Here is a 12,353-nt window from a genome sequence, read left to right on the forward strand (position 1 = left end):
CATGAAGGGTACGGCGTGAAGGGCTCACCCCATCAAGAGGCGTGACCGGCCTGCTCGCTGATCAATGCCGGTGCTTTCCGGTCGTTGATCACCTGCGCCACTTTCGACGCAATGTCAGCGCGGCTGAAGGGCTTGGCCAGCATCTCGAAACCGGCAATCTGCGTCGACGAATCGCTGGTGTACCCCGTGACGACCAACACAGGCAGCGCAGGCAGGACTTCGCGCAGACTCAAGGCGAGCTGGGTACCGCTTTTTTCGGCCATCAACTGATCGGTGATCAGCACGTCCGGCCGCAACCCGGCGCTGACCATCTGCTCGGCAGCGGACGGCGACGCCGCTTCGGTCACCCGGTAGCCCAGGTCACGCAGTTGCAGCGCAACGGTGTAGCGGACCAGTTCCTCATCATCCACCACCAGCACGTGAAAAGGGTGATCCGCGGCGGGCGCCGAGTCGCCCTCGCCTTCTGCCGGTGTCAGCACATCCGCGCTCGACACGGGCAGCCAGATGTCAACGCGCGTGCCGAGACCCGGCGCCGACTGAACATCAAAACCACCGCCCGATTGCAGGGCCAGCCCCTGCACCATCGACAATCCAAGACCGGTGCCCTTGCCGACGCCTTTGGTTGAGTAGAACGGCTCGACGCAGCGTTGCAGCACTTCCTCGGTCATGCCGCTGCCGTTATCCGACACTGTCAGCCTGACGTAGCAACCCTGCGCCGGCGCCGGGCCCAACCCCGGACTGTCGGCAATCACCTCGGGACGCGCGCTGATTTTCAGGTAGCCGCGTTCGGCGATCGCGTCCCGGGCATTGACCGCGAGATTGAGCACGCCCAGTTCAAGCTGATGGGGGTCGATGAGTATGTTGGGCAGATCTGCGGGAATCTCGACGATTACTTCGATGGTCGGACCCAGCGAGCGCTGGATAAGGTCACGCATGTCGTTGACCAGGCTGTCCAGCGCCACCACCTGAGGCTTGAGCGTCTGCCTGCGAGCGAAGGTCAGCAAGCGGCCGACCAGAATTCTCGCGCGATCTGCGGCCTGCAGTGCGGCATCGATCAAGCGATGGGAGCGGTCATTGCTGACCGGCTGGCGCCGCAGCAACTCCAGCGAGGTCATGATCGGCGTCAGCAGGTTATTGAAGTCATGGGCGATGCCGCCGCCGAGCTGACCGACCATCTCGATCTTGCGCGACTCGTGCAGCAGCGAAATGGCCGCCTCGCGCTCGGCCACCATGGTCGCGACGCGCTGTTCGAGGCTTTCGTTGAGCTCGATCAGTTGATGTTCGGCACCCACACGCGCGGTGATGTCAACGCAAACAAACAGCAAGCCGCTGAGGTGTTGTTGCGCGTCGAGCAGCGGCGTCACGTGGGTCTGCACCCATACGACGGAGCCATTGGCGCGCACATGGTGCTGAGTCAGCTCGAAGGGCGCTTCGGCGGTCAGGAAGTTCTCATGGAACATCGACTGCGTGTCAGGTGCGAGGTCGTTCTGTAGATCGAGGATTGAGCGGCCGTCGATGGCCCGGCGCTGCAGCCCCATGATGTCGCAGTAGCGATCATTGACCTGCTGAAACACGCCTCGGTGATCACACAGCGCAATCCCGGCGCCTGCCTGCTCGAACATCCCGGCCAGTTGCGCGGAACTGGCGTGCAGCGCCGATTCAGCCCGCGTGTGGTTGATCCATTGCCAGCCCAGCTTGGCTGTTTCTTCGATGATGTGAATGTCATGGGGGCTGCAGACCCGTTGCCCGTCGAACTCAACAGTGAACACGCCGGCCAGGACGTCATGGCGCATCAACGGCACATGCACGGCCAGACTCGTTGTACGGTCTTGCTGAAGAGCAACGCCGTGAGGGTCAGCCAGAACGGCGTCAGCCTTAATCGCCGCTTGCACGGTAAAGCCCTGGCGCAACGCAGTACAGCTGTCATCGCTGACGGCGATCAGCCCTGATCGGGTCGTCACGTCACCCTGCCGGTATTCACGGCGAATGACGAAGTCGCCCTGCTCGTCAGCCTCCGCGAGGTGGACTCGGGTGGCGCCCAGCTCGCGCCCGATACGCCGGATGACGTCCGCTTCGATCTGCTCGGGGTCGCGAATGGAAGGCAAGGCCTGCCCCACCTCAAGCAGCAGCGCCTGACGACGTTCGAAATGCACGCGCTCGGTGGTTTCGGTCACAACGCAGAGCACGCCGCCCACGGCCCCGTCGCCCTGGTGTACCGCAGAATAGGAGACGTCAAAGTAAACGGTTTCGCCGTAGCCGTGGCGTTCGATATAAAAAGCACGGTCCTTGGCAGCAAAGGTTTTCCCGGTTTCACGCACGCCGCGCAGCAGCGGCTCGAGGTCGTCCCACAACTCGCGCCAGTTCTCGACCGCAGGCCGGCCAAGGGCACGGGGATGTTTCTCGCCGATGCTCGGCGCATAGGCGTCGTTGTAGAGCGCCACGAATTCAGGTCCCCAAAAGAGCACAATCTGCGCCTGCACAGGGAGAATCGTACCCATGAGGGCCTTCAGACTGTCCGGCCAGTCGGAGGGAGCGCCGAGGGGCGAGCCGTCCATCAATGGGGACTGAAGCAGATCACCGACCGCACCGCCGTTGGCAAGGAAACGCAGGGGTGCTGCGCTGAACCCGGTGTTGGGTGGGGTATCCATAATTAGGGCCTGAGAGGAAATATCGTGAGCAGAAAGCCTCGCTTAGAGCGACGGCAATGCGAGGACGTTCCATTCAGATCGGGACGAGTTTGCATACAGCGCGGGCCCGGCGGCCATGCCAGCCGGGCCCTGGAGTGGCTCAGTCCTCTTCTTTGACGGTGGCTACCTCGTCAGCGCGCACGCGGATGGTTTTGCCGGAGATGTCCTCGAACTCATAAAAGCCGTCTTTGCTCTTGGTCTTCGGCGCATCCTTAGTCACGTACTGCGTGCCGTTCTGCAAGGTGACCACGGTCGAAGTAGAGCAACCCGACAACGCTGCACAACAGGCGAACGCGACCGGCATCAGCAATGATTGAATCTTCATAAAAGCCTCCTGGTGTGTAGGGCTCAAGCGTCATGCGCTCGAACGCTGAATCGTCATCTAGCAGATCAGATCAGCGCCATCGACTTTGGTTCGCGATCCCGGACAATCAACCGAAAAATCAGCGACTTGGGTCGGAGGAGGTTTTTGTCCGATCCGCTGTTGCGAAACGTCCGACACTCAAATACTGTATGCGCATACAGCGAACAGGAGGGTCACGTCGTGTCTGACACCAACGCATCAACCGCAGCATCGCCAGGGCACTACGAGCGCATGGCCGTGCGGGTTCAGAAAATCATCAACTCGCAGAGCGCACAGAAAGCCCGCGCGGCGCTGATTTTCCGGCTTGCGGACGAACTCGAAGACGACTGGAAACAGTTGCTGGAAGAGATCGACGAGAACGACAACGTGACCCTGGCCTGGCGGGACGACGGCGGCGTGCAGATTTTCTGGACCGTGCCCAAGGAAGATTGACCTGCCGGCGTCCTTGAGGCCGAGGTCATGGCCAGACATCCCCGCTACGACAGTGATGGCCGCAGGCGCACAGCTCACGGCCATCGACTCGTCACCGCTTCACCCCGAATCAATCTCCCTCGATGAATAACCCAGTTGGATAAACATGCTCAGATTTTGTGTCGCTCTGCTTTTGTCTTTCACTTTCCTGCAAACCGCATCCGCTGACGTCAACATTGGCACCTGGAACCTGGAGCACCTGAGCGTGCGCCCGAACAAGGACTTTCAGGGCATCGCCAAAGTCGCGCAGAAGGTGGACTTTCTCGCGGTTCAGGAGCTGATGAGCGAAGACGCGCTGGAGGCGCTGGCCAAGGAGCTGACCCGGCAAACCGGCAAGCACTGGAGCTCAATGGCGTCCCATGCCGTGGGCCGCTCTTCCTACAAGGAAATGTACGGATTCGTCTGGCGGGATGATGCCGTTGCCTATGAAGACGGCGCCGTGAGCTACCTGGACCGCAGCGACACCTTCGAACGCGAGCCCTACTCTGCGCAGTTCCGCTCGCTCAAGGACGGCAAGACCTTTGTCGTGGCCACCGTGCACATCCTGTATGGCAAGAACCAGGCGGACCGCGCTTCGGAAATCGTCGCGCTGTCCAATTACTGGACCTGGCTGCAGGAAACCTACCCGGGCAACAACCAGATCATGTTGATGGGCGACTTCAACACCCCGCCCAACTCGCCCGCGTGGGACAAGCTCGACAGCAGCGCCAGGCCGCTGGTACTTGATGGCGCGAGCACGCTGTCGACGAAGGACGGCAAATTCGCCAACCTCTACGACAACATCTTTATCAGCAAGCAGTCGGCGATCCGGGTGAACAAGGTCGAGGTGTTCGATTACCCGACATTCCTCGGCGTGACCCACGCCAAGGGCCGTGACAGCGTGTCCGACCACGCACCGATTTTCCTCAGCGCCAATTTGAGCGGTGGCAACGGAGCTGCCGGGGCGTCTGCCGTGACCGCCAAGGCACCGCCCACTGCAAGCAATCCGATGAAGCCTGCTGCGAGTGGCGGCGGGAACCCGGCAAACCTGACGCTGGCGATTCGCGGCAACAAGAAGACCATGGTGTACCACCGTCCGGACTGCCCTTCGTACAACGCGATTGCCGAGAAAAACCGGGTGGAGTTCAACAGCCCGGCGGCTGCCGAAGCGCAGCATTATCATTTGGCCGGCAACTGCCATTGATCCGCAGCGGCGCGCGCCGATCCCTGCTCAAGTCGCCTGCCACGCCGTGAAAGGCGACTTGATTGGCTGCCCAACGCCGAATAACCCCCCAGTTATTTACGCGCCAGGTCGTGCTGGATGCAGCCCTCGTAGTAAGTTTGCTTCACCGCGGCAGGTTTCAGCTTCGATGGGCTTTTGTAGGTCTGTTCCGTGATGCCCAGCGCCATCTTGCTCATCCACGGTTTGGCGAACTTACGGCTCTGCAGTTTCTTGCGCGCGCTGTAGAGGGTGGTGCCAGAGAGCTTTGACTGCTGCGCCGCCCCCGCAACACCTGCTCCCCATTTGCAGACCTGCAGATCGTTCTTGCTGAGGTCTTTGGCGTGCGCGGTCACGGACACCGCTGCCAGAAAAACCGCCACTACCGCCAAGCCCACACTGCGCATACAGGTTCATCCCGGAATCAATTGATAAAAAAGGATTTTTTCAGAAAAGCCGGCCGGAGCGGGCCATCAATTTGCCTTTTCCGCACAAAACATTTTCGACCCCTCCAGCATTCACCTTCGCGGGCGGGTTTGATCCCCGGCATCCCCTCGAAAACGCCCTGTTATCCCTAGTCAACGCGTCTGGATGTATGGCGAATATTCATATCGATATGGCACATGGCCGCCCATCGGCCGGCGATGTTAAACCCTCATGAAGGTATGCAATTCTGCGCCGGTCGGCCGCTTCGCAACCCGATTGCGGATGGCCCGTCTCAGGTAGAGATGCATTACGGTCCAAGGCCACCGAGAGTTGATCAGCCTGTATCGATCTCGAAATGAAGTGACAGCAATGCCGATGCAGTCGACGTGCAGGCTGTCAGGTACATGAAGCAAGCCCCCCCTCATTCAGCCGGCGTTAACGCACGCCCCTACAGGCCAGCACCATGAATGACTATAAGGATTTTGAAATTCATTACCGGTTTCAAGGTGAGCCGCGGCACTTCAATCATCAAGGCAATCATCTCTGCGAAAGTGACGCGCTGCATTTTGCGACCTTGCACGCAGGGGTGGGCGCCGTCGAGGGCCACATCTGCGCGGGGCCGGTGAAACGCGCGCTGCTTTACGCCGAAGGCCTGGGCGTCACGCAGGTGCAATGGAAACGTACCTGATCGAGGAAAACTGCAAACAAACCCGGATTCATGCGGTCGGAATTTACAAGCAGCGCTCATCACACCAGCAAAGCGAGGTAAACATGACCATCGATAACGCACTGAAGCAGGAAGTCCTGACCCGGTTGCTACATGCCCACCCGGCAGGCCTGGGCAAGGAAGTTCTGGACAACTACCGAGGTGAGAATGCGGTTGCAGACACCCTTGAGCATTTGCAGGAGGCCGGATTGATTCACGACGGGTGCGTTAATCGCCCTGCTGAAGGGGATCGCACGTTGAAGTACCCCGTTAAACTCAGTTCTTCCGGAGTCGTGGCTGCCAGGCAGCTGGAAGCTGAGCCATCCAGACATTAAGGTTTAAGCAGGCAACAAAAAACCGGCCAAGGCCGGTTTTTTTGTGTCCGATAAGTGGTGTTCTCCCCTGGTGCTACCTGCACTGATCATCCAAAGCCTGCCAGGAAGCAGCACCACAGGGGAACGAGAAGGAGCCTACAAGCTCAGTCCCGTTTTCGTCACGCTCGCTATTGTGACTTCATGCGTCCAGACCCACTTGCTCAACCTTGCTCAACCTTGCTCAACGCCCGCACTCAGACCGCCGGGTAGTCGCCCGTGCCGTCCGGCCACGGGGTTAGCAGCTCGAAGCCCGTCTCGGTCACCGCCACCATGTGTTCCCACTGCGCCGACAGTGACTGATCGCGGGTGAGCACGGTCCAGCCATCATCCAGCACGTAAGTGCCCGGTTTACCGGCGTTGATCATCGGCTCGATGGTGAAGACCATGCCGGTCTTGAGCTTCAACCCCTTGCCCGCTGCGCCGTAATGCAGGACTTGAGGTTCTTCGTGGTATTTGCGACCGATGCCATGCCCGCAGTACTCACGCACTACGCTGAAGCCTTCGCGATAGGCCACGCTCTGGATGGCATGGCCGATGTCGCCCAGTGTCGCACCGGGTCTCACGGCGTGTATCCCCGCCAGCGTGGCTTCGTACGTGGTTTCAACCAGACGCCGGGCGAGCGGGCTGACCTCCCCGACGTAGTACATGCGGCTGGTATCGCCGTACCAGCCATCCTTGATGACCGCGACGTCGATATTGACGATATCGCCGTCCTTAAGCACGTCATCCGCTGACGGGATGCCATGGCAGACGACCGTGTTGGGCGAGATGCAGGTGGTTTTGGTAAACCCGTGGTAGCCCACGTTGGCAGGGATCACTTTGAGCTCGTTGACAATGTAGGCGTTGCAAATGTCGTCCAGCGCTTCAGTGCTAATGCCCGGCTTGACGTGCTCTGCGATCATCGCCAACACATCTGCGGCAAGGCGCCCCGCCACACGCAACCCGACCAGATCGGCTTCGGTCTTGAGACTGATGCTCATTGGGACACCGCCCGGGCCGGGGCCAGATCCGGTACCAGGTCGCAGGGCTGAAGACTCAATACGGCGCCGCCAGACGTTTCAGCGCGGATCAGCAACTGGCATATCTCGCTGTAATTCAGACCGGGGTGTAGCTCGGCTAGCATGCCCACCCGCATCCAGTGCTCGGCCTGAGCATTGATCGAGCGACTCAGGGCCGCGCTGGCGCAACGTATGTTGGCGTGCATCTGTTCGGAAATTTTTACCAGTCCCATACCGACCTCTCGAAGAATATACGGAGCATATACGTTCCATATATTTTCTTGCAACCGGCCCTCGTGATTCCTCCGCGCAGAGCGTGCCTTTTTATGCAGAGCGGGAAAACTCGGTCGCGCACTCTGAAAGCGACGTAGCCAATTGCGAAATCGCCTCGCGGTCATCTTCGCTGAGCGCCCGGTAATGAGTAATAACTGCCCGCTCTGCGTCGTTCAGCGTGTCGGTGGCGATCGGGGTCCTCTCGCCTGACAGCACGTACATGACGTCGATGCCTTTTTTGCCCAGCGCCGCCAGGTAATCCGAACGCGGGATGCGTTCACCGCTTTCGTATTTGCCTTGGGCGTTGGCCTCAACGCCACCGATGGAGCCGAAGTCCTGTTGCGACAGCCCGAGCCGTTTGCGTTCTTCTTTCAGACGTGAGCCGAGATCTTTCATAAACGAGGGTCCTGAAGTTGACTGTGTTCAAAGAGCAAGACCCCATTGGTCCGAGGGAGTTGCGCCCTTGGGCTCATTTGGTCAATCTTCCGAATTGACGGCTCAAGGAATCACCTTCGTGGCCGATAGGTTCTGATGTACCGCTATTCTTTTTGAATGGCAGCCCGATTTCTGTAGTTCGGAGAACCAGACAATGATTTCTTTCTTACTGGGTTGGTTGGCGCTATCGGCCGTGGGCACATTGATTGCCCTGGCGATGATTCGCACCGGTAAAATGCGCCAGCCTGACGCAGACGGCCCGGTGAACGGTCAGACGCCCGTCCCGGTGCTGGTGCGATTCAAGCCCTGAATCAATCCCGGCTGTCTTGCCGGGAGCACGCTCCTGACATCATTCCCCTACGAGCTGACCCTGTTCAGCCCCATAGACATTGGCGTTGCCCGTGGCGTAACCGGCGCTTGATGGCACAAATGCGATATCGGCCTGACTGGCGCTGAACTGGCGAAGTCCCGACGCCAGAGCAAGAAAATCCTCACGCTGCATCTCGTTGCCCCACACGCTGCTGAATGACGACTCGTTTTTCTGCGCAGCGAATTCCTGACGGGTGTTGACTTGATTGGTTTGCATGGCCGCTCTCTTCTTCTCGATACTGTTTAAACATACAGTATTTTCAACGCCCCTCGAGCGCAAGTCCTGTCGCGACGAATGGTCATGGGGATGAGCCTGAGTTTTGGGCTCACTCAGGCAGCCTCCGCGCCGTCCCTATACGTCATTCAGCATCCAGCCGTTAACCTTTAGCCAGCGCTTCCAGCCGATCGAGATCCTCTGCCGACACTGCAATCCCGTCTTTCAAGGAACGCTCGCGCTGACGATAGCGGCGATCGCCCGGCATGCGCTGCTGGCCGACGCCGTGCATCTGTCGGACCAGTTCTTCGCTGCGTTCGGCGAATGCCTGACCGCTGCCCTTGTCAGGATCAATAACGATGATCACCTGGCCGGTCCAGGGGGTTTGCGCACCGGGTGACTTCGACATGTCGAACTCGAAGGAGAAATTGCCGCCGGTGAGCGCGGCGGACAGCAGCTCCACCATCATCGACAGCGCCGATCCTTTGTAACCGCCAAAAGGCAGCAACGCGCCGCCGTCGAGAATGGCTTTCGGGTCTTCGGTCGTATTGCCGTTACGGTCGACGCCCATCCCCGGCGGCAGCAGGCGCCCCTCTCGGGCGGCGATCTGCACGTCGCCATGGGCGATGGCGCTGGTGGCCATGTCAAAGACGATGGGCTGACCGTCAGCCCGTGGCGCGGCGAACGCGATGGGATTGGTGCCAAACAAGGGTTTTTGCGCATCGTGGGGCACGACGCAGGTCATGCTGTTGACCACGCTCAAGGCCACCAACCCCTCCTGGGCGAACGGCTCGACGTCCGGCCACAGCGCGGCGAAGTGATGGGAGTTGCGGATGGCCAGAATGGCGATCCCGGCGCTGCGTGCTTTCTCGATCACCAGGGCCTTGGCGGCCTGCATCGCCGGCTGGGCAAAACCGCCCATGGCATCGACGCGCACAAACGCTGCGCCGACGTCCTCGACATTTGGCTCGGCCTGGCCGTCCACCCAACCCGCTGCCAGCGACGACAGATAGCCCTTGATGCGGAAGATGCCGTGGCTGTGGGAACCGTCGCGCTCAGCCGCCGCGCAATTGGCGGCCAGCACCCGCGCTACTTCTGGCGAGGTGCCGTGACGCACAAAGATCTGCCGCAGCAGCTCCGTGAGATCAGTAAAGGAAATCGTCCGGGTGGCCTGGCGACCGTGGGTGGAAGGCATCTGAAGCTCCGTTGTGATTATTGGAAGTGGAAGCAGAACAGAGAGGGCAGGCGTCCGGAGACGCTTGTTCTGAAGAGTAATGCGCAGCAACCAGCGGGTAAACTGCAGGCCTCGCGCAATGGCCGCCCTGCCCTCAACCGAACGAGGACCGCTCAATGGATTCGCTCACCGCTGATAGCCCGATCGTGGATTGCCAAACCGTCGTCCTCGGCGCCGGTATCGTCGGCGTCTGTTCTGCACTGCACCTGCAAGCGGCAGGCCAGCAGGTCGTCTTGCTGGACCGCGATGAACCCGGCGCTGGTACCAGCCACGGCAATGCCGGCTTGATCGAACGGTCCAGCATCGTCCCCTACGCCTTTCCGCGCGAGTGGTCGCGGCTGGCGCGCTATGCACTGAACCGGCAATCCTCCATGCGTTTCAGCCCGACCTGGCTGCCAAAGATCGCGCCCTGGCTGTTTCAGTACTGGCAAAACTCTTCGCCCGCCAATCTGGCCAGCGCCAGCCGCGCAATGCTGCCGCTGATCGAACGCTGCGTCAGCGAGCACGACCGGCTGGCCGAGGCCTCAGGCATGACCTCGCTGATCCGTTCCAGGGGCTGGATCGAGTTCTATCGCGACCAGGGGGAATTTGATCTGGCCGTGGCCGACGCCCGCACTTATGACCGTCACGGCCTGCGTTATGAGGTGCTGGATGCGGGCCAATTGCGCGAGCGTGAACCTCACCTGAATGGAGCGCTGGGCGCCATTCACTGGCTCGATCCGAAAAGCGTGAGCGATCCCGGTGCACTGGTCCGCGGTTACGCCGCGCTGTTCGTCGAACGTGGCGGCCTGTTGCTCAAGGGTGACGCGCGCAGTCTTTGTCAGCACAACGACGGCTGGCGGGTGGAAACACGCGAGGGACAGGTGCAGGCGCAAAACGCAGTCGTGGCGTTGGGCCCGCAATCGACAGAGGTGACCGTTCGCCTTGGGTACCCTATTCCTCTGGGGATCAAGCGCGGTTATCACATGCATTACGCGGCAAACCCGGATGCGCCGTTGCAGCACTCGATCATCGACGCCCAGGTGGGGTATGCGCTGGCGCCCATGGCGCGGGGGATTCGTCTCACCACCGGCGTCGAATTCGCCGCACCGGACGCGCCGATCAACGAGATCCAGCTGCGCCGCTGCGAAGCCATCGCCCGAAGGCTCTATCCGTTAGGCGAGCGGCTGGACGATGAACCCTGGCTGGGGCGCCGACCGTGTTTGCCAGACATGCGCCCGGTCGTTGGGCCTGCGGCTTCCCACAAAGGGCTGTGGTTCAACTTCGGGCACGCCCACCATGGCCTGACCCTCGGCCCGGTCACAGGCCGACTGCTGGCGGAAATGATGACGGGCGCCACGCCGTTCATCGATCCCGCGCCTTACAGCCCGGGCCGGTTCAAGTAGACCTCATCACACCGTTGACTACTCTGCCTGCAAGCGCTTCTGGAAGAACAGCCGCTGGTGCCCGGGCGGATAGTCATCCAGCTGACCAAACTGCTCATAGCCATGCTTGCGATAGAACTCGGGTGCCTGGAAATCAAAGGTGTCGAGCCACACGCCAAGGCAACCCCGTTCGCGGGCGAGGTCTTCGCCCATCTTCATCAACTGGCTGCCCATGCGCTGCCCCCGGGCCTGTTCAGGCACCACGAGCAGTTCGATGAACAGCCAGCTGTAGAGGATTCGGCCGTGCAGGCCACCGAGCACGGCATCGGTGTGCTCGTCGCGGACAAATAGCGCAAATTTTTCTGACTTGCCGTCGCCGGCCATGGCTGCGTTGTAATCCTTCAATGGCTCGAGGATCTGCAGGCGTTCTTCTTCGGAGGGGTTGGATTTGAATTCGATCCGGACACTCATGCGTCGCTTCCTGCTGACGGAAATGGGGACGGCAAGGTTGTCGGATATACAGGCGGGAGTAAAGCCGAGAAGGGGTTAAAGCGAAGAAGAAGTGCGAGGGATGCGGTGAGGATGGATGTGGAAGCCCGGGGGCTCCCACACGCGCGCAAGCGCCGGATTGATCAGTCTTTCTGATCGCGCAGGACGTTGCCGGAGGTGCCGTCGATGCGGAATTCGTAGGTCAGGCTGTCCGCCTTGCGACCTTCGCCTTCCCAGTAGCCATTGTCGTCGGCTTCGATCTTGTAGATCTCGGTGTAACCTGCCGACTTGGCTTTTTCGATCGCTTTTTCGATGGTGATCCAGCCAGCGCCCGGTTTGTCCGCCAGGGCGAACTGTGCGGTGGTCAGGGCAGCGGTGGCGAGAACGGCAGCGGTAAGTTTCTTGATCATGATTGAACTCCATTTCCCTGTACGGGCTTTTTGAATGCGATTTTTTGGAGTTCGTGACCGGAAAAATAGTTCAGCCGGGGTTTGTAACCGCTTGATGCTGCCATATGAAGTCGCAGCGCTGACACTGCTAAAAAAGCACCAATGTGGATCAGCGCTTGACCTTGCGCCGCAGCACGCCGTTCAGGACCACGACAACGACAGCGACAAAGATCGCGATGTATTGAAAGGTCTTTTCGCTGAGCACGCCGGTGGTCTGCAAATGGGACAGGCCAAGCATGATCGCCAGAACGCTCAAGGCGATGATGATCGAATAAATAAGACGCTGTTTGTTGGTCATTGCG

17 protein-coding genes are annotated in these 12,353 nt (G+C 60.3%); 6 read left to right on the plus strand and 11 right to left on the minus strand.

Annotation, left to right across the window (positions count from 1 at the left end):
• Nucleotides 1-32: 32 nt before the first annotated feature.
• Together IFT47_RS05555 and IFT47_RS05560 are read right to left on the minus strand one after the other, a co-directional pair.
• The gene (locus IFT47_RS05555) at nt 33-2,648 is read right to left on the minus strand and encodes a PAS domain-containing protein (RefSeq protein WP_192171994.1); all 2,616 of its coding nucleotides are present in this window, start codon (nt 2,646-2,648) and stop codon (nt 33-35) included.
• Between the two features lie 139 nt (nt 2,649-2,787).
• Entirely contained in the window at nt 2,788-3,012 is a 225-nt protein-coding gene (locus IFT47_RS05560) for a YgdI/YgdR family lipoprotein (RefSeq protein ID WP_192171995.1), read from the minus strand.
• A gap of 270 nt (nt 3,013-3,282) precedes the next feature.
• Here IFT47_RS05560 and IFT47_RS05565 point away from each other — a divergent pair, with 270 nt between their 5' ends.
• Both IFT47_RS05565 and IFT47_RS05570 read left to right on the plus strand, forming a co-directional pair.
• A complete protein-coding gene (locus tag IFT47_RS05565; RefSeq protein ID WP_074887522.1) occupies nt 3,283-3,483 on the plus strand; it encodes a DUF1654 domain-containing protein in 201 nt (66 codons plus the stop codon).
• Nucleotides 3,484-3,655: 172 nt separating this feature from the next.
• Nucleotides 3,656-4,705: an endonuclease/exonuclease/phosphatase family protein gene (locus IFT47_RS05570; protein WP_192171996.1), complete on the plus strand. Its 1,050-nt coding sequence runs from the start codon at nt 3,656-3,658 to the stop codon at nt 4,703-4,705.
• Between the two features lie 92 nt (nt 4,706-4,797).
• On the opposite strand, the gene IFT47_RS05575 is transcribed toward IFT47_RS05570, so the two are convergent.
• The gene (locus IFT47_RS05575) at nt 4,798-5,127 is read right to left on the minus strand and encodes a hypothetical protein (RefSeq protein WP_192171997.1); all 330 of its coding nucleotides are present in this window, start codon (nt 5,125-5,127) and stop codon (nt 4,798-4,800) included.
• A 482-nt stretch (nt 5,128-5,609) separates the two neighbouring features.
• Here IFT47_RS05575 and IFT47_RS05580 point away from each other — a divergent pair, with 482 nt between their 5' ends.
• Together IFT47_RS05580 and IFT47_RS05585 are read left to right on the plus strand one after the other, a co-directional pair.
• Complete coding sequence (locus IFT47_RS05580; RefSeq protein ID WP_192171998.1) at nt 5,610-5,834, plus strand: DUF6555 family protein; 225 nt, start codon at nt 5,610-5,612, stop codon at nt 5,832-5,834.
• An 83-nt stretch (nt 5,835-5,917) separates the two neighbouring features.
• Entirely contained in the window at nt 5,918-6,187 is a 270-nt protein-coding gene (locus tag IFT47_RS05585) for a hypothetical protein (protein ID WP_192172285.1), read from the plus strand.
• Nucleotides 6,188-6,420: 233 nt separating this feature from the next.
• On the opposite strand, the gene map is transcribed toward IFT47_RS05585, so the two are convergent.
• The 3 genes from map to IFT47_RS05600 form a co-directional block, all read right to left on the minus strand.
• Nucleotides 6,421-7,206: a type I methionyl aminopeptidase gene (gene map / locus IFT47_RS05590; protein WP_192171999.1), complete on the minus strand. Its 786-nt coding sequence runs from the start codon at nt 7,204-7,206 to the stop codon at nt 6,421-6,423.
• A complete protein-coding gene (locus tag IFT47_RS05595) occupies nt 7,203-7,457 on the minus strand; it encodes a ParD-like family protein (RefSeq protein WP_108120136.1) in 255 nt (84 codons plus the stop codon). Before IFT47_RS05595 ends, map begins: the two co-directional genes overlap by 4 nt.
• 91 nt (nt 7,458-7,548) lie before the next feature.
• Nucleotides 7,549-7,893, minus strand: coding sequence for a helix-turn-helix domain-containing protein (locus IFT47_RS05600; protein WP_192172000.1), 345 nt, complete (start codon nt 7,891-7,893; stop codon nt 7,549-7,551).
• A gap of 193 nt (nt 7,894-8,086) precedes the next feature.
• On the opposite strand from IFT47_RS05600, the gene IFT47_RS05605 reads away from it, so the two are divergent.
• Entirely contained in the window at nt 8,087-8,242 is a 156-nt protein-coding gene (locus tag IFT47_RS05605) for a hypothetical protein (protein WP_192172001.1), read from the plus strand.
• A gap of 39 nt (nt 8,243-8,281) precedes the next feature.
• Here IFT47_RS05605 and IFT47_RS05610 read toward each other — a convergent pair whose 3' ends face one another.
• Together IFT47_RS05610 and IFT47_RS05615 are read right to left on the minus strand one after the other, a co-directional pair.
• Entirely contained in the window at nt 8,282-8,518 is a 237-nt protein-coding gene (locus IFT47_RS05610) for a hypothetical protein (protein WP_192172002.1), read from the minus strand.
• Between the two features lie 160 nt (nt 8,519-8,678).
• A complete protein-coding gene (locus IFT47_RS05615; RefSeq protein ID WP_192172003.1) occupies nt 8,679-9,710 on the minus strand; it encodes an Ldh family oxidoreductase in 1,032 nt (343 codons plus the stop codon).
• 185 nt (nt 9,711-9,895) lie between these two features.
• Between IFT47_RS05615 and IFT47_RS05620 the strand changes: the two genes are divergently transcribed.
• Nucleotides 9,896-11,134: an FAD-dependent oxidoreductase gene (locus tag IFT47_RS05620; protein WP_192172286.1), complete on the plus strand. Its 1,239-nt coding sequence runs from the start codon at nt 9,896-9,898 to the stop codon at nt 11,132-11,134.
• Nucleotides 11,135-11,152: 18 nt separating this feature from the next.
• Here the strand turns inward: IFT47_RS05620 and IFT47_RS05625 are convergent, their stop codons facing one another.
• From IFT47_RS05625 to IFT47_RS05635, 3 genes are all read right to left on the minus strand, one after another.
• Nucleotides 11,153-11,584 (minus strand): GNAT family N-acetyltransferase, encoded by a 432-nt coding sequence (locus IFT47_RS05625; protein WP_192172004.1) that lies wholly within the window; start codon nt 11,582-11,584, stop codon nt 11,153-11,155.
• 161 nt (nt 11,585-11,745) lie between these two features.
• Entirely contained in the window at nt 11,746-12,012 is a 267-nt protein-coding gene (locus IFT47_RS05630; RefSeq protein WP_037010913.1) for a PepSY domain-containing protein, read from the minus strand.
• A 148-nt stretch (nt 12,013-12,160) separates the two neighbouring features.
• Entirely contained in the window at nt 12,161-12,349 is a 189-nt protein-coding gene (locus tag IFT47_RS05635; RefSeq protein WP_122538211.1) for a hypothetical protein, read from the minus strand.
• Between the last annotated feature and the right edge of the window lie 4 nt (nt 12,350-12,353).

It is taken from the genome of Pseudomonas sp. CFBP 13711, from assembly GCF_014842265.1.
Lineage (GTDB): Bacteria > Pseudomonadota > Gammaproteobacteria > Pseudomonadales > Pseudomonadaceae > Aquipseudomonas.